The organism is Streptomyces sp. NPDC003016, from assembly GCF_053591455.1.
This window is the reverse complement of record NZ_JBSFTV010000002.1, coordinates 20,594-37,582: the sequence shown is the minus strand read 5'-3', so window position 1 is coordinate 37,582 and position 16,989 is coordinate 20,594. Positions and strand designations below refer to the sequence as shown.

At 71.3% G+C, this 16,989-nt stretch carries 18 protein-coding genes; 8 read left to right on the top strand and 10 right to left on the bottom strand.

The features are described 5' to 3' along the window. Nucleotides 1–11: 11 nt before the first annotated feature. On the bottom strand, nt 12–752 hold the full coding sequence (locus tag ACWDZ4_RS01615) for a ferritin-like fold-containing protein (RefSeq protein ID WP_451506459.1): 741 nt from the start codon (nt 750–752) through the stop codon (nt 12–14). Nucleotides 753–1,225: 473 nt separating this feature from the next. Between ACWDZ4_RS01615 and ACWDZ4_RS01610 the strand changes: the two genes are divergently transcribed. Together ACWDZ4_RS01610 and ACWDZ4_RS01605 are read left to right on the top strand one after the other, a co-directional pair. Then, nucleotides 1,226–2,917 carry a DEAD/DEAH box helicase gene (locus ACWDZ4_RS01610; protein WP_451506458.1) on the top strand — a complete coding sequence of 564 codons (1,692 nt, stop codon included), beginning with the start codon at nt 1,226–1,228 and terminating at the stop codon, nt 2,915–2,917. Nucleotides 2,918–3,060: 143 nt separating this feature from the next. Further along, nucleotides 3,061–3,924 carry an alpha/beta fold hydrolase gene (locus ACWDZ4_RS01605; RefSeq protein WP_451506457.1) on the top strand — a complete coding sequence of 288 codons (864 nt, stop codon included), beginning with the start codon at nt 3,061–3,063 and terminating at the stop codon, nt 3,922–3,924. Nucleotides 3,925–3,934: 10 nt separating this feature from the next. On the opposite strand, the gene ACWDZ4_RS01600 is transcribed toward ACWDZ4_RS01605, so the two are convergent. Next, on the bottom strand, nt 3,935–4,852 hold the full coding sequence (locus tag ACWDZ4_RS01600; protein ID WP_451506456.1) for an NYN domain-containing protein: 918 nt from the start codon (nt 4,850–4,852) through the stop codon (nt 3,935–3,937). A gap of 202 nt (nt 4,853–5,054) precedes the next feature. Here ACWDZ4_RS01600 and ACWDZ4_RS01595 point away from each other — a divergent pair, with 202 nt between their 5' ends. Beyond that, entirely contained in the window at nt 5,055–5,207 is a 153-nt protein-coding gene (locus tag ACWDZ4_RS01595) for a hypothetical protein (protein ID WP_093799180.1), read from the top strand. A gap of 62 nt (nt 5,208–5,269) precedes the next feature. On the opposite strand, the gene ACWDZ4_RS01590 is transcribed toward ACWDZ4_RS01595, so the two are convergent. The 4 genes from ACWDZ4_RS01590 to ACWDZ4_RS01575 all read right to left on the bottom strand — a co-directional run bounded on the left by ACWDZ4_RS01590 (nt 5,270) and on the right by ACWDZ4_RS01575 (nt 8,232). Beyond that, nucleotides 5,270–5,875, bottom strand: coding sequence for a MarC family protein (locus ACWDZ4_RS01590; RefSeq protein ID WP_451506455.1), 606 nt, complete (start codon nt 5,873–5,875; stop codon nt 5,270–5,272). Nucleotides 5,876–5,943: 68 nt separating this feature from the next. Beyond that, complete coding sequence (locus ACWDZ4_RS01585; protein WP_451506454.1) at nt 5,944–6,819, bottom strand: PHP domain-containing protein; 876 nt, start codon at nt 6,817–6,819, stop codon at nt 5,944–5,946. Nucleotides 6,820–6,894: 75 nt separating this feature from the next. Continuing rightward, nucleotides 6,895–7,533: a DUF6758 family protein gene (locus ACWDZ4_RS01580; protein WP_451506453.1), complete on the bottom strand. Its 639-nt coding sequence runs from the start codon at nt 7,531–7,533 to the stop codon at nt 6,895–6,897. Nucleotides 7,534–7,647: 114 nt separating this feature from the next. Beyond that, nucleotides 7,648–8,232, bottom strand: a complete 585-nt coding sequence (locus ACWDZ4_RS01575; protein ID WP_451506452.1) for a suppressor of fused domain protein — start codon at nt 8,230–8,232, stop codon at nt 7,648–7,650. Between the two features lie 460 nt (nt 8,233–8,692). Between ACWDZ4_RS01575 and ACWDZ4_RS01570 the strand changes: the two genes are divergently transcribed. Further along, entirely contained in the window at nt 8,693–9,808 is a 1,116-nt protein-coding gene (locus ACWDZ4_RS01570; RefSeq protein ID WP_451506451.1) for a magnesium and cobalt transport protein CorA, read from the top strand. On the opposite strand, the gene ACWDZ4_RS01565 is transcribed toward ACWDZ4_RS01570, so the two are convergent. Beyond that, complete coding sequence (locus tag ACWDZ4_RS01565; protein WP_451506450.1) at nt 9,786–10,721, bottom strand: DMT family transporter; 936 nt, start codon at nt 10,719–10,721, stop codon at nt 9,786–9,788. The two genes, ACWDZ4_RS01570 and ACWDZ4_RS01565, sit on opposite strands and share 23 nt — an antisense overlap. A 254-nt stretch (nt 10,722–10,975) precedes the next feature. Here ACWDZ4_RS01565 and ACWDZ4_RS01560 point away from each other — a divergent pair, with 254 nt between their 5' ends. Continuing rightward, nucleotides 10,976–11,482: a hypothetical protein gene (locus ACWDZ4_RS01560; RefSeq protein ID WP_451506449.1), complete on the top strand. Its 507-nt coding sequence runs from the start codon at nt 10,976–10,978 to the stop codon at nt 11,480–11,482. Nucleotides 11,483–11,488: 6 nt separating this feature from the next. Here ACWDZ4_RS01560 and ACWDZ4_RS01555 read toward each other — a convergent pair whose 3' ends face one another. Continuing rightward, nucleotides 11,489–12,262, bottom strand: coding sequence for a hypothetical protein (locus ACWDZ4_RS01555; protein ID WP_451506448.1), 774 nt, complete (start codon nt 12,260–12,262; stop codon nt 11,489–11,491). Nucleotides 12,263–12,435: 173 nt separating this feature from the next. Between ACWDZ4_RS01555 and ACWDZ4_RS01550 the strand changes: the two genes are divergently transcribed. Genes ACWDZ4_RS01550 through ACWDZ4_RS01540 form a run of 3 tightly spaced genes read left to right on the top strand, consistent with a single transcriptional unit; the run spans nt 12,436 to nt 15,493 of the window. Then, entirely contained in the window at nt 12,436–13,740 is a 1,305-nt protein-coding gene (locus ACWDZ4_RS01550) for a magnesium transporter MgtE N-terminal domain-containing protein (protein WP_451506447.1), read from the top strand. Beyond that, nucleotides 13,730–14,317 carry a DUF1003 domain-containing protein gene (locus ACWDZ4_RS01545; protein ID WP_451506446.1) on the top strand — a complete coding sequence of 196 codons (588 nt, stop codon included), beginning with the start codon at nt 13,730–13,732 and terminating at the stop codon, nt 14,315–14,317. Before ACWDZ4_RS01550 ends, ACWDZ4_RS01545 begins: the two co-directional genes overlap by 11 nt. Before the next feature lie 42 nt (nt 14,318–14,359). Then, nucleotides 14,360–15,493 (top strand): Mrp/NBP35 family ATP-binding protein, encoded by a 1,134-nt coding sequence (locus tag ACWDZ4_RS01540; protein ID WP_451506445.1) that lies wholly within the window; start codon nt 14,360–14,362, stop codon nt 15,491–15,493. A 90-nt stretch (nt 15,494–15,583) separates the two neighbouring features. On the opposite strand, the gene ACWDZ4_RS01535 is transcribed toward ACWDZ4_RS01540, so the two are convergent. Both ACWDZ4_RS01535 and ACWDZ4_RS01530 read right to left on the bottom strand, forming a co-directional pair. Continuing rightward, entirely contained in the window at nt 15,584–16,264 is a 681-nt protein-coding gene (locus ACWDZ4_RS01535; protein WP_451506444.1) for a hypothetical protein, read from the bottom strand. Nucleotides 16,265–16,382: 118 nt separating this feature from the next. Beyond that, nucleotides 16,383–16,853, bottom strand: a complete 471-nt coding sequence (locus tag ACWDZ4_RS01530) for a sec-independent translocase (RefSeq protein ID WP_451506443.1) — start codon at nt 16,851–16,853, stop codon at nt 16,383–16,385. Nucleotides 16,854–16,989: the final 136 nt, after the last annotated feature.

The following is a 16,989-nucleotide window of genomic DNA, read 5'->3' as shown; positions in this document are numbered from 1 at the left end:
CCTCTGCGGCGTTACGCCGCCAGCCCCAGCGCGGCCATGCGCTTCGTGTGCGTCTCGGTGATCCGCGAGAACATCCGTCCCACCTCCGCCAGGTCGAAGCCGTCGGCGACACCGCCCACGAGCATCGTGGAGAGCGCGTCGCGGTCCGCCACCACCCGCTGGGCCTGCGAGAGTGCCTCACCCATCAGCCTGCGCGCCCACAGCGCGAGCCGGCCCCCGCAGCGCGGGTCCGCCTCGATCGCGGCACGCACCTTCTCCACCGCGAAGTTCCCGTGGCCGGTGTCGTCGAGCACGGCGAGCACCAGCCCCCGGGTGTCCGAGTCGAGCCGCTCCGCGACCTCGCGGTAGAAGTCACTGGCGATCGAGTCGCCGACGTACGCCTTGACCAGGCCCTCCAGCCAGTCCGACGGCGCGGTCTGGCGGTGGAAGTCGTCCAGCGCCTTCGCGAAGGGTTCCATCGCCGCCGTCGGCTCCTCGTCGATCGCGGTCAGCCGGTCCCGCAAACGCTCGAAGTGGTGGAACTCCGCCGACGCCATCTTCGCGAGCTCCGCCTTGTCGGCGAGCGTCGGCGCGAGCTTGGCGTCCTCGGCGAGGCGCTCGAAGGCCGCCAGCTCCCCGTACGCGAGCGCGCCCAGCAGGTCCACGACCGCGGCGCGGTAGTGCGGCTCGGCGGACGCCGTCGCCCAGTCCTGGGCTGCGATACCGGTCCGGGGTGTCTCGTCGGGTGCAATGGCGTTGTCAGGCGTCTCCATGGACCGCACAATAGCCCGCTCTGCACGGTACGTAAGGGCCTGGTCAGCCACTCCCGTCACACCGATCCGGGAAATCGTTCCAACACACCTGCGCGAATCCGGGGTACAGTGGTAAAGCGCCTGCAGAGTACCCAGGGTATTTCGCGGCGCAATTGAATGAGGATGCCCGGTCGGTGGCCCGATCGGCTCCGACCCGACAGCCCTCCACGCGGTGCGTACCAAGGCGTACGACCGCAAGATGAGGGGCCCCCTCAGCGGCACGAGCGCTTGAGCGACGGCACGTGGTCCCGCGCCACCCGGCCCATCAACGGCCGGACGAGAAACAGGCACGGTACGACCCCCTTCGTTCGCGTCATGCCGCGTCTCACAGAAGAGGCAGCACCCTGACTACGTTCCGAGACCTCGGGATTCTCTCCGAGACCGCCGAAGCCCTTGAAGCCGTCGGCATTCTGTCCCCCTTTCCCATCCAGGAGATGACGCTCCCCGTCGCGCTCGCCGGCAGCGACGTCATCGGCCAGGCCAAGACCGGCACCGGCAAGACGCTCGGCTTCGGCCTTCCGCTGCTGGAGCGCGTCACCGTCCCCGCGGACGTCGAGGCGGGCCGGGCCGAGCCCGCGAAGCTGACCGAGGCTCCGCAGGCGCTCGTCGTCGTCCCCACCCGTGAGCTGTGCCAGCAGGTCACCAACGACCTGCTGACGGCCGGCAAGGTCCGCAACGTCCGCGTGCTCGCCATTTACGGCGGCCGGGCGTACGAGCCCCAGGTCGAGGCGCTCAAGAAGGGCGTCGACATCGTCGTGGGCACGCCCGGACGTCTGCTCGACCTCGCCGGCCAGAAGAAGCTCGACCTCTCCCACGTGCGTTCGCTCGTGCTCGACGAGGCCGACGAGATGCTCGACCTGGGCTTCCTGCCCGACGTCGAGAAGATCATGAAGATGCTTCCGCCGAAGCGCCAGACGATGCTCTTCTCGGCGACCATGCCGGGCGCCGTCATCGGCCTCGCCCGCAAGTACATGTCGCGGCCGACGCACATCAGCGCCACGTCGCCCGACGACGAGGGCGCGACCGTCGCGAACATCACGCAGCACGTCTTCCGCGCGCACAACATGGACAAGCCGGAGCTCGTCTCCCGCATCCTCCAGGCCGACGGCCGCGGGCTCGCGATGATCTTCTGCCGTACGAAGCGGACCGCCGCCGACATCGCCGAGCAGCTGGAGAAGCGCGGCTTCGCCTCCGGCGCGGTCCACGGCGACCTCGGCCAGGGCGCGCGCGAGCAGGCGCTGCGCGCGTTCCGCAACGGCAAGGTCGACGTACTGGTCTGCACCGACGTCGCCGCGCGCGGCATCGACGTCGAGGGTGTGACGCACGTCATCAACTACCAGTCGCCCGAGGACGAGAAGACGTACCTGCACCGCGTCGGCCGCACCGGCCGCGCGGGCGCGAAGGGCATCGCCGTCACGCTGGTCGACTGGGACGACATCCCGCGCTGGAAGCTCATCAACAAGGCGCTGGACCTGCCGTTCGACGAGCCCGAGGAGACGTACTCCACGTCTGCTCACCTGTACGAGATCCTGAGCATCCCCGCCGGCACGAAGGGCGTACTGCCCCGGGCCGACCGGACCCGCGCGGGACTGGGCGCGGAGCAGGTCGAGGACCTCGGCGAGACGGGCGGCCGTGGGCGCAAGTCCACTGCCGCTGCGGCGGCGGCTGCCGCCGCGCCGGCCGTCGTCGAGGAGCGCGCCCCGCGTACGCCGCGTCAGCGTCGCCGTACGCGCAACGGCGCGCCGGTGACGTCGGACGAGGCGAACGAGGCGACGGCGGTCTCCGCCGAAGCCACCGCGGCGCCGGAGACGGCGACCAAGGCGTCCGAGGCCGCCGAGGCCCCTGCCGAGCCGCGTACCCCGCGCCGTCGCCGCCGCACCCGCGCGGTGAACCCGGCGAACGCGGTGGACACCGCGGAGGCCGTGACGGAGACGGCGGAGGCCCGGATCCCCGCTCCCGCGGAGGAGTCCGAGACTCCGAAGAAGCCCCGCCGCCGTACGCGCGCCGTGAAGCCGGCCGAGGCCGCCGCCGAGGCTCCCGCGTCCGCCGAGGCGTCGGCCCCGGCTCCGGTGAAGGCACCTCGCCGCCGCACGCGCGCTGCCGCCGTGGCGCAGCCCGAGAGCTGATCCAGCACGCCCCGATGGCCCGGTTCCCCTTCGCGGGGGCCGGGCCATCGGCGTACGGCGGCGGGGGCGCGGCCTCCCACCGCCACGAAAGGTGCGGCCCGTGCGGCCCGTACGCAGCGCCGTGCAGCCGTTAGCCTCGTCGCATGAGCAGGCCGCCCACTTTCACCCCGCCCCCCGGCTCCCGCGCCCTCCCCCTGCGCACGTCGCGCGGCGTGTTCGCCGCGCTCGAAGCGCGGCCGCGACACGCGGAGCCCAGGGGCACCGCGCTGCTGCTGCCCGGGTACACCGGGAGCAAGGAAGACTTCATCGCGATGCTGGTACCGCTCGCCGAGGCCGGGTACCGGGTCGTCTCGGTCGACGGGCGCGGGCAGTACGAATCCGAGGGGCCCGACAGCGAAGAGGCTTACGCGCAGGGCGAGTTGGCCCGGGACGTGCATGCGCAGGCGGCCGCGTGCGGTACGCCGGTGCACCTCGTCGGGCACTCCCTCGGAGGCCAGATCGCCCGCGCGGCCGCACTGCTCGACGCGGCGCCGTTCGCGTCGCTGACCCTCATGTCGTCGGGCCCGGCCGAGGTCTCACCCGCGCAGCAGCAGAAGATCGCACTGCTGACGCAGGCCCTCGGCTTCATGACCATGGCCGAGGTGTGGGAGAGCATGAAGGCGCTCGACCCCCCGGAGGACGCCGACCTCGACGGCGCCGCCCTGCGCGCGCGCTGGCTCCGGCACAGCCCCGCACAGCTCGTCGCCACCGGCAGGCAGCTGGCGGGCGAGCCGGACCGCGTGGCCGAGCTCGCCGCGCTGGGACTCGCGGCGCACGTGGTGTCGGGGTCCACGGACGACACCTGGCCGGTACCGCTGATCGACGGGATGGCCGAACGGCTGGGCGCGTACCGGACGGTCGTCGAGGGCGCCGGGCACTCCCCGAACACCGACCGGCCGGAGGAGACCGCGAAGGCGCTGGCGGGGTTCTGGGACGCCCTTCGGGGCTGGGCCGGGCCGCACAGTTGAGGGGCCAGGGTTAGTACTGGGCCTGGAGGTGGTGCCAGAAGCCGTCCCGCAGCGCCCGGCGGAGGTCCGCGTGGCCGCGCAGGGACCGCTGGAGCAGCCGCTCCGCCTCCACCAGGAGCTCCTGGTCCACCGAGCCCGGCAGGTAGGGGTGGCCGGGCAGCAGGTCGGCCAGCGATTCCCGGCCCCGCGCCCCCAGCCACGCCGCCGCGATCTGCGCGCCGATGAAGCGGACGTCCTCGCGGGACGGCCGCGGGGCGCCCTCGTTCTCGTACGTCGTGACGGGGCGCCGCGTGACGTACGGCTTGCAGAAGTCGAGGTCGAACGTGCGCTGGCTGTCGACCTCCCACAGGAGCGGTTCGGCCTGGTTGCGGCCCTCGCCCGCCTCGATGCCCCACAGGTGGACCCGCGCGCCGTAGCCCTGGGCGGCCTCGACCGCGGAGACCAGGTCCTCGTCACCGCCCACCAGGGCCGCGTCGCTGATGGCGCGGTGCCTGGCCAGTGACTCCAGGTCCGTACGGATCAGGGAGTCGACGCCCTTCTGCTGGTTGTTGGCGTTGAGGTTGCCGAGGCGGACCTTGACGTCGGGCAGCTCGGCGATCGACTGCTGCTCGGTGGTGTGGATGCGGCGCCTGGCCCCGTCGTACCAGTACACCCGCAGCAGCCTGCTGTCCGCGAAGATCGTCCGGGCCTTGTCGATGAACGCCTCGATCATCCCCTCCGCGTCCAGGTCGAAGGACCTGCGGTCCTCGGTCCCGGTCACGAGCAGCCCGGCCGCCGCGTAGACGTATCCGGCGTCGACGAAGATCGCGTGGGTGGAAGGGGTCTTCGCCACCTCGGCGAGCATGCGCTGGAGCAGCTCGTTGGTGCGCTCCAGGCGGGAGGCGATCCCGGCCAGTTCAGTGGGGCCCGAAGGCTGTGCGTCGTCCATACGGATCTCATTGTCCGTGGCGTGAGCGAGCGGGCACAACCGGTCCCGCCACCCGTGAGTATTTAGAGAGCCGAAAATTTTCTTTAGCGTAGGGAATGACCGCGGTGGGTACACCGTTGTAACCCTCAGAGAACGTGCGACGCCTAGTCTCGCGTTCCCACCCACAGTTCTCCAGCAGGAGGATCAGACGAAGGGAGAAGCCTTGCGCTTCGAAATCATGCGCCTGGACGACGTCGACGGTTCCGCCGTCGACAGCACCGTCGTGGACGCCGCCTCCGTCAACCGGATCGTGCAGCAGGCCGCCTCTGTCGGCCAGCGCATCTACATCCGCCCGGCCGAGACCTCGGCTTCATAACGCCATAGCGGTTTGTTGAGGTAAGCGCCCCCGTACGTCGCGTACGGGGGCGCTCGTGCGTGTCAGCCGCCCCGGATCACCTGGGTGACGCCGTTGATGATCTGCTGCACGGCGATCGCGGACAGCATCATGCCCGCGAGACGCGTCACCAGGACCACGCCGCCGTCCCTGATCACACGGATGATCAGCAGCGAGTAGCGCATGGCCAGCCACAGGACCACGTGCATCGCGGCGATCGCCGCCCAGACCGAGACCTGCGCCGTGACGCTGTCCGCGTGCTGTACGGCGAGGATCACCGAGACGATCGCGCCGGGGCCCGCCAGCAGCGGCATCCCCAGCGGTACGAGCGCGACGTTGACGTCCTTGGTCTGCGTCGGCTCGTCGGTCTTGCCGGTCAGCAGGTCGAGCGCGATCAGAAGGAGCAGCAGGCCGCCCGCGATCATCAGCGCCGGCACGGACACGTGCAGGTAGTCGAGGATCTGCTGGCCGAGGACGCCGAAGACGGCGATCACGCCGAAGGCGACGGCGACGGCCTGCCAGGCCATCCTGCGCTGCACCTTGGCGGGCCGGCCCGAGGTCAGGGCGAGGAAGATCGGAGTGATCCCAGGGGGATCCATAATCACAAAAAGCGTGAGAAAAAGGGATCCGAAAACAGCGAAGTCGAGCACAGTGATGCCTTGCGGGAAGAGGGTCGTACGAGGGGGAAGTGCAGCGGGAAGCGCGCCGGGGTACGGCGTTACGGACGGAGGCTTCCGCCCGCGCCGGGCACCGGGAAAGCGCCGGTGGCGCGTCGCGTGATCTCGCCGTAGATCTCGGGGTCCGTCGTGAACTCACCGAGCTGTACGGTCTTGCGGCTGCCGTGGTAGTCGCTGGACCCGGTCGTCAGCAGCCCCAGATCGGCGGCGAGGCCGCGCAGCCGGGCGCGGGTGGGCCCGTCGTGGTCCATGTGGTCGACCTCGATCCCGTCGAGCCCGGCGGCGGCCAGCTTCGCGATCGCGCTCTCGGGAACGGTTTCGCCGCGCTTGGCGGCGCCGGGGTGCGCGAAGACGGTGACTCCGCCGGCCGCCTTGACGAGGCGGATCGCGTCGAAGGGGTCGAGCTCGTGCTTCTCGACGTACGCCCGGCCGTCGTTGGCCAGCCAGTCGGACGTGAAGGCGTCGGAGACGCTCTCGACGACGCCGAGCTCCATCAGCGCGGACGCGATGTGCGGGCGGCCGACCGAACCGTCTCCGGCGATACGGGCCACCTGGTCCCACTCGATCGCGACGCCCAGCTCCTGGAGCTTGCCGACCATGGCCCGCGCGCGGGGCACCCGGTCGTCCCGCACCAGCTCGCGCTCGCGCGCCAGCCCGGGCTCGTCGGGGTCGAAGAGGTACGCCAGCATGTGCAGCCCGACGCCGTCGAGGCGGCAGGAGAGCTCGGCGCCGGTGACCAGCGTCAGCCCGGTCGGGAGCGACGCGAGCGCGGCGATCGCCTCGGCGTGGCCGCGCGTCGAGTCGTGGTCGGTGAGCGCCACGACGTCGAGCCCGGCCGCGGCGGCGTTGCGCACCAGTTCCGCGGGGGTGTCCGTGCCGTCCGATGCGGTGGAGTGGGTGTGCAGGTCGATGCGCACGACGCGTGACTCCGGGGCTCGGCGGGACGGGGGACCGGTCCAGGATAGCCGGGAATCGAACAGTCCCCTGTCCCGTCAGGAGAGGAGACGCGGCGACAGCGCCCCGCACGGCACCAGGTCCACTTCCGCGCCCGCGTCGCGCAGATCGGTCAGTATCAGTTCGTCGTACATCAGCAGGCCCGCCTGTTCCGGCCAGGCGATCGCCCACACCCACAGCCCGCACGCCTCGCCCGCGAAGACCGCGCGGTCGTCGGGGGTGCCGGAGACGTGCCACAGCGGGGTCGGCCGGCCGGCCGCGAGGACCTTGGCCTGCGGCGGTTTCCTCATGTCGATGTACGCCCCCGGATCGGGCCCGTCCACGCCCGCGTAGCGCGCGCCGAGACCGACCCCGAGCTCCTCGGCCACCAGCAGCAGCTCGCCGAGTCCGCCGAGCGGTCCGGGCCCGGAGCAGGCGACGACGGTGGCACGGGAGCCACTGCGGTCGTCACCCGCGCAGGACACCCCGGTGAAAAGCCACCCGACGGGCAGCGGCCACGGCATCCACACCGGAACCTTGGCGCGCTTCACCGCGACGGTGAGGGCCTCCACGCTGGGCGGGACCACGGGCTGCTGTGGATGCACCGTCCCGTGCACATCGCACTGCCAGGAGTCGGAAAAGAGACCGGGCGCCCTGACCCGGCCACCGCACTTCGGGCAACTGGGTTCGCCCCTCATAGGGCCCAACGGTCCTCCCCGGCCGTCCCCGCGTCAAGGAAGATCACCCGTCCGGACCCGATTCCGCTGCTCGCGGGAGGTCCCGGGGCGGGGCTCCGGGGAACGATCGAACGATCAGTCGAGCGGCACCGACGCACGCAGCGGATCGCGCAGGTCCGTGCCGTGCGTCAGCCAGCGCTCCTGGAGTTCCTGCGCGCCCTTGACCCGCTTCCACGCCGCCTCGTTCGGTGTCATGGGCAGCAGGGGCAGAAAGCGCACCGGGTCCATCGGGGCGTCCAGCTCCAGGTCCTCCACCAGGCCGCCGGACTCCGCGACGAGTACGGAGCTGAACGGCGCCCCGGGCCACAGCGGCTCCCCGAGGTCCAGCGAGGCGCCCGGGGCCACGATCACACCCTCCACCTGCGGCGACGCCGCGAGGACCGCGAGCGGGCGCAGCACCTTGTCGGTGTCGGCGAGACCGGCCCGCACCGACAGGACCAGCTCGGCGCGCGGGCCCTTCACCGGGTCGGCGAGGACCGCGGTCGGGTCGGCCATCGGCTGGGCCGACATGCCGAGGGTGGCGTAACGGACGACGTCGCCGTCCACGAAACGCAGTACCTCCGTACGGTCCGTACCGAGGAACGTGACGGCGGCGCGCGCGTCCGGTTCGCCCAGCGCCGTACGCAACCGGGCTTCCACCAGCGCAAGAACATCTCCCATGCCCGTGAGCATAGGCGCGCATGGAAGCGGTGAAGAAAGGTCTTGACACAACAGTGGGCTGATAGTCTTGGCCGCTGGCCGGGACAGCACGCAGAAGCGTGGCTTTCGAGTCCCGGCATCACGTCATCCCCCAAGGGGGACCGGCCGGAGGAGGTGGGGCTGCGGTGGATCGAAGTCGACCAGGCAGTACCAACCGCTCTTCCGCACCGTCAGTGTTCCCCGGGGCCTGAAGCCCTTCGTACCCGGCCGCCAACCGGTGAAACCTACGGGGCTCACGGCATTTCGCGCGACGGAAGAGCACTTCGTTTTTGCCTGATCCGTGTCTGAGCGAACGCCGTCACCGCGTCCCTGCGGTGCCGCCCGCTTTGCCGACGTACGGCGCCCCGATGCCGTGGCCCGCACGTCTCCATTCCGGGCAGTGCCATGCCTCGCTGACGGCTTCTCCGTGAAGGAGCCCGCCATGTCGATGATCCGTGACCTGCGCGCAGCGGTCCGTCCGTCCCTGCGCAAGAGCAGCACCGTGTACAGCAGTTACGACACCACCCGTGACCCGTCCGCGAGCAGCGCGGTCGTCGACTGCGCGGTCTACCGCGACGGGCGCCGGATGAAGGACGCGGAGTGCCTCACCCCGCACGAGGCGATGGTCCGCGTCCGGGAGGGCGGCGGCTTCGCCTGGATCGGTCTGCACGAGCCGACCGAGGCCGAATTCGCCGGTATCGCCGCCGAGTTCGGACTGCACCCGCTGGCCGTCGAGGACGCCGTACACGCGCATCAGCGGCCCAAGCTGGAGCGGTACGACGACACCCTCTTCACCGTCTTCAAGACGATCCACTACGTCGACCACGCCGAACTCACCGCCACCAGCGAGGTCGTGGAGACCGGTGAGGTCATGTGCTTCACCGGCAAGGACTTCGTCATCACCGTGCGGCACGGCGGCAAGGGGTCGCTGCGGGCGCTGCGCCACCGGCTCCAGGACGACCCGGAGCTGCTCGCCAAGGGGCCTTCGGCGGTACTGCACTCGATCGCCGACCATGTCGTCGACGGGTACATCGCGGTCGCCGCGGCCGTGCAGGACGACATCGACGAGGTCGAGATCGATGTCTTCTCCGCGCCCGCCAAAGGGAGTCCGCGCGGCTCGGACGCCGGCCGGATCTACCAGCTCAAGAGGGAAGTGCTGGAGTTCAAGCGGGCCGTGGCGCCGCTGCTGCGGCCGATGCAGCAGCTCAGTGAGCGGCCGATGCGGCTCGTCGATCCGGACATCCAGAAGTACTTCCGTGACGTCGCCGACCACCTCGCGCGCGTCCACGAAGAGGTCGTCGGCTTCGACGAGTTGCTGAACTCGATCCTCCAGGCCAACCTCGCGCAGGCGACCGTCGCCCAGAACGAGGACATGCGCAAGATCACGTCCTGGGCGGCCATCGTGGCCGTACCGACGATGATCTGCGGTGTCTACGGCATGAACTTCGACCACATGCCGGAGCTGCACTGGCGGTACGGCTATCCGCTGGTGCTGGGCTCGATCGTGGTGGTCTGTGTGTCCATCCACCGCACGCTCAAGCGGAACGGCTGGCTCTGACCACGAGCGCGAGCCCGGCCAGGATCACCAGCAGGGCGGGGTAGGCGGCCACCGGCGGCTGCTGCCCCAGCCAGAGCGCGGCGATCAGGGCGGCGCCCGGGGTCTCCAGGAGGATCGCCGTCGAGGTGACGGAGGGGCCCAGGGTGCTCACGACGCGGTTGAGGAGCGAGTGGCCGAGGAGCTGGGCGGCGGCGGTGAGGGCGGCGAGCTGGAGCCAGGTGGTGGCGTCGTACCCGCCGAGGCCGACGCCCGAGACGAGACAGACCGCCAGCAGGATCAGGGCGGTCGTCGAGTAGCAGATCCAGGTGTACGCCGTCGTGCTCACCGTCCGCCGCACCTCGGCCCCGAGCAGGACGTATCCGGCGGCCGCGATGCCGCCGCCGAGCGCGAGGGCGTCGCCGGCGAGGGCCCGGGGGGACAGCGTCAGGTCGACACCGGTCAGGACGACGACACCCACGACGGCGAGTACGGTCCCGGCCCACACCATGCGGGGCGGCCGGTGGCCGCGCATCCGCAGCAGGATGGTCGTCCAGATGGGCGTGGTGGTGCAGAGCGCGGTCGAGGACGCCACGGAGGTCATCCGGAGGCTGGGCAGCCAGAGCCCGAAGTGCAGGGCGAGCAGGGCACCGGCGGCGACGGCGAGCAGCAGTGGCCCGCGCCCGATGCGGCGCAGCTCGGCACGGTGCTTCAGCAGCACCACCGGGCTCAGTACGCCGACCGCCATGGCGTTGCGCCAGAACGCGATGGCGAGCGCGGGGGCGGCGGTCGCCGCGATGAGCGGCGCGGAGAACGACACGGCGGCGACGGCGACGCCGAGCAGGACGAGGTCGGTGCGGGGGGCGGCGTGGAGTCCGGGCTGCTGCGGATTGGGCGCGGTGGTGGGGCCGTCGGTGCGGCGGGCTGTTGCGGACACGGGATCACGGTAAGCGGTAAGAGGTAAGGGGCATGACCCGGTGACGGAGCTGTCCGGCCCCACCGCACCCACCCGGCCCGGGCCGGGTCCTGCGGAGCGATTCCCCTGCCCGCCCCTTCCCGAACCGGGACGGGCCCCAGACCTTCGGACGCAGTCCGGGGCGGATCGAGGACCGGGGTCCGGGGCGGAGCCCGGGTGCGGGAAGGGGCGGGCAGGGGAAAGCCCCACCGCGCACGGGGCCTAGGCTTGCGCCCATGACGCAGACCTTGCTCGACCAGGCCCTCGTCGAGGAGGCCACCAAGAAGTCCGGGCTCATCTGGGTACGGGGCACCGGCCCCGCCCGCTCCCTGTGGCACGTGTGGCACGACGGCGCCGCGTACGTCGTCGGCGACGGCCCCGGCGAGCAGCCGCTGCCCGGACTGGCCGACGGCGAAAGCGCCGAAGTGACCGTACGCAGCAAGGACAAGGGCGGCCGGATCGTCGCCTGGACGGCCGCGGTCACCGAGCACGCGGCCGGGTCCGAGGCGTGGGAGGCGGCGGTCGCCGAGCTCAAGGGCAAGCGTCTGAACGCGCCCGACGCCGAGCAGATGACCGAGCGCTGGGCCCGCGAGTGCCGCGTACTGCGCCTGGAGCCGCGGAGCGTGCACACCGGCCTGCCGGACGGCTCGCTCTCGGCCGCCCCGCTGCCGACGGACGCGACGACGCGGCGGCCCGCGCCGGCAGCGCTCCCGCGCCTCCTGCTCAAGCGCGGGAAGCGCTAGCGGCGACTAGGAAGCGCCGTCCGAGGTCTTGGGGAGCCGGCCGCCGTAGTCGACGGTCTCGTCCTTGTCCGGCGCTTCCAGCGCGAACTCCTCGTCCCAGTCGGCCAGCCTGACCACGCCCGCGCCGCCCGCCCGCTCCAGCTTCAGCGGGTACGGCGTGCCGATCAGCGACACGGCGAGGCTGCCTCCCGTGCCCCTGCCGCCGGTGACCTCGATCGTGCGGACGCCGCCGACCTTGCGGCGGTCGCCCTTGGCCAGCTTGCCGTGCAGTCCGAGCAGGCCGTCGAGCAGGACGTCCTTGTCCGTGAAGCCGCGCAGCTGGTCGTACGCCGGGTCGCCGTCCGGGACCTTCACGTACTTGTCCTCCAGCTTGCCTGCGGCCGTCTCGTCGGACTCGGTGGGCTGCTGCGCCCCGTGGTCCCAGAAGTCGGCGCCGGCCTTCATGAAGAGCTCGTCCTCGATGCGCAGCAGCTCGAACGTGCTGTCCTCGGAGGTCACGGAGCCCGTGCCGCCGTCCTCCTTGAGCCGCATGTCGAGCGTGTACGAGCGTTCCTTGCTGACGACGGTGCCCGAGAGCCGTACCGATTCCGCGTCGCGCGCCGCGTTCCGCGCCTTGGCCTCGATGGCCGAGGCCGAGAGTCTGCCCATCCCGTTCGTCCCCTTGTCCGGGTCCGGTTTCGGTTCCTCACCGCAGGCGGTGAGCGCCGCGGTCAGCCCGACGCACACGGCGCCGAGCAGGGCAGCCCGGCGGGCTCGGGCGGCCGGGGGAAATGCAGTCACAAGCGCACTGCCTCTCATACGGGTGTCCGGGGTGGCAGCAGGCAGCGTACCTGTGCCGTCTACGCTGTCCGGAAGGGAGCCGTCCGGACGTCTCTTGGGAGCGGGGCGGACCTGCACGGGCTAGCCTGAACCCGTTATCGGCCTCTATTTACTGACACAGGGAGGCGCATCGGATGGCATCAGGCGCTCCCCGGATCTTTGTCTCGCACCTCGCGGGCATCGCCGTGTTCGACCCGAACGGCGACCAGGTCGGCCGGGTCCGCGACCTGGTCGCGATGTTGCGGGTGGGCCGCAGGCCGCCGCGTCTGCTCGGCCTGGTCGTCGAGGTGGTGAGCCGGCGCCGGATCTTCCTCCCCATGACGCGCGTGACGGGCGTCGAGTCGGGCCAGGTCATCACGACGGGCGTGGTCAACATGCGCCGCTTCGAGCAGCGCCCGACCGAACGCCTCGTCCTCGGCGAGCTCCTCGACCGCCGGGTGCGCCTGGTGGACACCGGCGAGGAGGTCACCGTCCTCGACGTGTCGATCGTGCAGCTGCCCGCCCGCCGCGACTGGGAGATCGACAAGGTCTTCGTACGCAAGGGCAAGGGCGGCGCGCTGCGGCGCCGTGGGGAGACGCTGACCGCGGAATGGTCCGCGGTCACCGGATTCTCGCTGGAGGAGCACGGGCAGGGCGCGGAGAGCCTCCTGGCCACCTTCGAGCAGTTGCGCCCCGCCGACCTGGCCAACGCCCTGCACCACCTGACGCCCAAGCGCCGTGCCGAGGTGGCCGCGGCGCTCGACGACGACCGGCTCGCCGACGTACTGGAAGAGCTGCCCGACGACGACCAGGTGGAAATCCTCGGCAAGCTCAAGGAGGAGCGGGCGGCCGACGTCCTGGAGGCGATGGACCCGGACGACGCCGCCGACCTGCTGTCCGAGCTGCCCGAGGAGGACAAGGAGCGGCTGCTGATGCTGATGCGACCGGACGACGCGGCCGACGTACGGCGGCTGCTGGCGTACGAGGAGCGGACGGCCGGCGGCCTGATGACGACCGAGCCGATCGTCCTGCGGCCCGACGCGACGGTCGCGGACGCCCTGGCGCGGGTACGGCAGCAGGACCTCTCCCCCGCGCTGGCCGCGCAGGTGTACGTCTGCCGGCCGCCGGACGAGACGCCGACGGGCAAGTACCTCGGGACGGTGCACTTCCAGCGGCTGCTGCGCGAACCGCCCTTCACCCTGGTCAGCTCGGTCGTCGAGTCCGACCTGCCGCCGCTGTCGCCGGGCACGCCGCTGCCCGCGGTGACGAGCTACCTGGCGGCGTACAACATGGTCGCCGCGCCGGTCGTGGACGCGAGCGGTTCGCTGCTCGGCGCGGTGACGGTCGACGACGTACTCGACCACCTGCTGCCCGACGACTGGCGCGAGACGGAGTTCCACGATCCGCCGCCGCAGACGCCGGCGGCCGTGCGGGGCGGGGAGGCCGTTCGTGGGCACTGAGAGGAGTACCGAGCCGAGGGAGCGCGGCCGGACCGCGACGGGCGCCAGCGCGCTGCCGCGCGCGTCCCGGGTGCGCCTGGACCAGCCGCGGCCCGCGCGCAAGCGGCTGCTGCCGGAGTACGACCCGGAGGCGTTCGGCCGGTTCTCGGAGCGGATCGCGCGCTTCCTGGGCACGGGGCGCTTCCTGGTCTGGATGACCCTGACCATCGCCGTGTGGGTGCTCTGGAACATCTTCGCGCCCCCGGCCCTGCGCTGGGACGAGTACCCCTTCATCTTCCTGACGCTGATGCTGTCGCTCCAGGCCTCGTACGCCGCCCCGCTGATCCTCCTCGCGCAGAACCGCCAGGACGACCGCGACCGGGTCACCCACGAGCAGGACCGCAAGCAGAACGAGCGGTCCATCGCGGACACCGAGTACCTCACGCGGGAGATCGCGTCGCTGCGGATGGGGCTCGGCGAGGTCGCCACCCGCGACTGGATCCGCTCGGAGTTCGTGGACCTGATCAAGGAGATGGAGGAGCGGCGCTCCCCCTTCCCGCCCGAACCTGCTTCCGGGAGTGACGAAGGCGACCGCTGACGGGCTTCCCCGGGGCGGCGGTACGCGCCGTACCATCACGGTATGGCTATGGAAGACGCGGTGCGCGAAGCACTGGCGACGGTGAACGACCCCGAGATCCACCGACCGATCACTGAACTCGGCATGGTCAAATCGATTGGGATCGGGGCAGACGGCGCGGTTGCTGTCGCGGTCTACCTCACCGTCTCCGGCTGCCCGATGCGCGAGACCATCACCAGCAACGTGCGCGAGGCGGTCGAGCGCGTCGAGGGTGTGACAAGCGTCTCCGTCGAGCTCGACGTGATGAGCGACGAACAGCGCAAGGAACTCGCGGGCGCGCTGCGCGGCGGCACCGCCGAGCGCGAGGTGCCCTTCGCCCAGCCCGGCTCGCTGACCCGGGTCTACGCGGTGGCGTCCGGCAAGGGCGGCGTCGGCAAGTCCTCGGTGACGGTCAACCTGGCCGCGGCGATGGCGGCGGACGGGCTGAAGGTCGGCGTCGTCGACGCGGACATCTACGGTCACAGCGTGCCGCGCATGCTGGGCGTGGACGGCAGGCCCACCCAGGTCGAGAACATGATCATGCCGCCGTCGGCGCACGGCGTGAAGGTCATCTCGATCGGTATGTTCACCCCGGGCAACGCTCCCGTGGTGTGGCGCGGGCCGATGCTGCACCGCGCGCTCCAGCAGTTCCTCGCGGACGTGTACTGGGGCGACCTGGACGTACTGCTGCTCGACCTGCCGCCGGGCACCGGCGACATCGCCATCTCGGTGGCGCAGCTCGTGCCGAACGCCGAGATCCTCGTCGTGACGACGCCTCAGCAGGCCGCGGCCGAGGTCGCCGAGCGGGCCGGCTCCATCGCCGTGCAGACCCACCAGAAGATCGTCGGCGTCGTCGAGAACATGTCGGGCCTGCCGTGCCCGCACTGCGACGAGATGGTCGACGTCTTCGGCACCGGCGGTGGCCAGAAGGTCGCCGAGGGGCTGACGAAGACGACCGGCGCGAACGTGCCGGTGCTGGGCTCCATCCCGATCGACGTACGGCTGCGGGAGGGCGGCGACGAGGGCAAGCCCGTCGTGCTGACCGACCCGGACTCGCCGGCCGGTGCCGCGCTACGGGCGATCGCGGGCAAGCTGGGCGGCCGCGCGCGCGGCCTGTCGGGCATGTCGCTGGGCATCACCCCCCGCAACAAGTTCTGACCTGTCCCGGGTACGTCCCGGGTACGACGAAGGGGGCGCCGCCCACGCGGGGCGGCGCCCCCTTCGTCGTACCTCCGGTCCCGGCTCCGCCTAGTCGTGGGCGTACGTCGAGATGTCCTTGATCACCGAGAAGCCCAGTCCGTACGCGCTGATTCCGCGCCCGTACGCTCCCAGGATCACGCCGTCCCCGCCGGCCCCCGCCAGTACCCAGCCGAACTCCGTCTCGCGGTAGTGGAAGGGCCTCGCCACCTCGTCCACCGGCAGCGACAGCGCCGACCAGGCGGGCCCCGACAGATCGTCGGCCAGCTCGAAGGCCGTCTCGGTCTGCTGGTCCAGCCAGTCGTCGCGCAGCGAGTGGTCGAGCTGCGCGGGCCAGGTGGAAGAGAGCAGGCCGGAACCGGCCAGCAGGGCGGCGGAGGAGACCGACGTGGCCTCCAGTACACCCGTACCGTCACTGCTGCGCCGAACGGGGCTGCTGGCGACGGTGACGACCACCACGAAGCTCTCCTTCTCCTGGGTGTCGTCGGTGACGGGCCGTATCGACGGCTCTTCTCCGTGGCCCGTGGAACCGTGCTGCACCGTGCCGTCCGCCGCCATGCCGACCTGCATCAGCCAGCGGGGCCCGGTGAACGCCTCATCCAGCCCGTACCAGGGGAAAGGTGCTCGGAGATAGCCGTCGACCGTACGCCGGGCTGCTGGCACCCCCTCCGCTGTGGACGTGCTGGGCGGCAGGGGTGCTCCCTGCGCTCCGACCCGACTCGTGGTCTCCATCTATCCGGCCGCCTCCTTGATCCGTGGCGTCCGGCGCGGCCCGCCCCCCTCGGGCGTCCTCGCATCCGGACAGATGGAGGATAGCCACCTTGACGCGACTCGGCCCGAAGGGCGGGCCTCAGGTGGCGTCTGCGTCGAAGGGCGGGCGCTCGCCCCGGGCGGGCGTTTCGCGCTTCTTGAGCGGGTCCGGGGCGCCGGCCGGTTCCTTCGACAGGTTCGCCCTGCCGGCGGAGCCGTTCGGGGAACCCGTCGACGAACCGCTGTCGCGCCCGTGCACGGCGTCCGCGACCTCGGCCATCTCGCTCTTGAGGTCGAAGCTGCTGCGGATCTCCTTGAGCCCGAGGTCGTCGCTCTCCATCAGCTGCTTGCGCACGAAGGTCTTCGGGTTCAGGTCCTCGAAGTCGAAGTCCTTGAACTCCGGACCGAGTTCGGAGCGGATGTCCTGCTTCGCGCTCTCGGAGAACTCGCGGAGCTTGCGGATCATCCCCGTGACGTCCTGGATCAGCTTCGGCAGCTTCTCCGGCCCGAAGACGAGCACAGCGAGGACCACGAGCGTCACCAGCTCGAGTGCGCCTATGTCACTGAACACCTTGTTGCTCCTTGGGTTCTCCGCGCCCGCAGGTCGGGTGGGTCTCCCCGCCGCAGGCAGAGGACCGGTCCGGCCCGGTCAACGGTACCCGCCCCGTCTGTCCGGACGGTACCTTCACGCAACACTCATATGGACG

Coding starts and splice junctions, on each gene's coding strand:
- ACWDZ4_RS01550 (WP_451506447.1), top strand. CDS start 12,436: ATGGCATCAGGCGCTCCCCGGATCTTTGTCTCGCACCTCGCGGGCATC.
- ACWDZ4_RS01600 (WP_451506456.1), bottom strand. CDS start 4,852: ATGGACGACGCACAGCCTTCGGGCCCCACTGAACTGGCCGGGATCGCC.
- ACWDZ4_RS01580 (WP_451506453.1), bottom strand. CDS start 7,533: ATGAGGGGCGAACCCAGTTGCCCGAAGTGCGGTGGCCGGGTCAGGGCG.
- ACWDZ4_RS01605 (WP_451506457.1), top strand. CDS start 3,061: ATGAGCAGGCCGCCCACTTTCACCCCGCCCCCCGGCTCCCGCGCCCTC.
- ACWDZ4_RS01535 (WP_451506444.1), bottom strand. CDS start 16,264: ATGGAGACCACGAGTCGGGTCGGAGCGCAGGGAGCACCCCTGCCGCCC.
- ACWDZ4_RS01610 (WP_451506458.1), top strand. CDS start 1,226: ATGACGCTCCCCGTCGCGCTCGCCGGCAGCGACGTCATCGGCCAGGCC.
- ACWDZ4_RS01615 (WP_451506459.1), bottom strand. CDS start 752: ATGGAGACGCCTGACAACGCCATTGCACCCGACGAGACACCCCGGACC.
- ACWDZ4_RS01570 (WP_451506451.1), top strand. CDS start 8,693: ATGTCGATGATCCGTGACCTGCGCGCAGCGGTCCGTCCGTCCCTGCGC.
- ACWDZ4_RS01540 (WP_451506445.1), top strand. CDS start 14,360: ATGGCTATGGAAGACGCGGTGCGCGAAGCACTGGCGACGGTGAACGAC.
- ACWDZ4_RS01575 (WP_451506452.1), bottom strand. CDS start 8,232: ATGGGAGATGTTCTTGCGCTGGTGGAAGCCCGGTTGCGTACGGCGCTG.
- ACWDZ4_RS01560 (WP_451506449.1), top strand. CDS start 10,976: ATGACGCAGACCTTGCTCGACCAGGCCCTCGTCGAGGAGGCCACCAAG.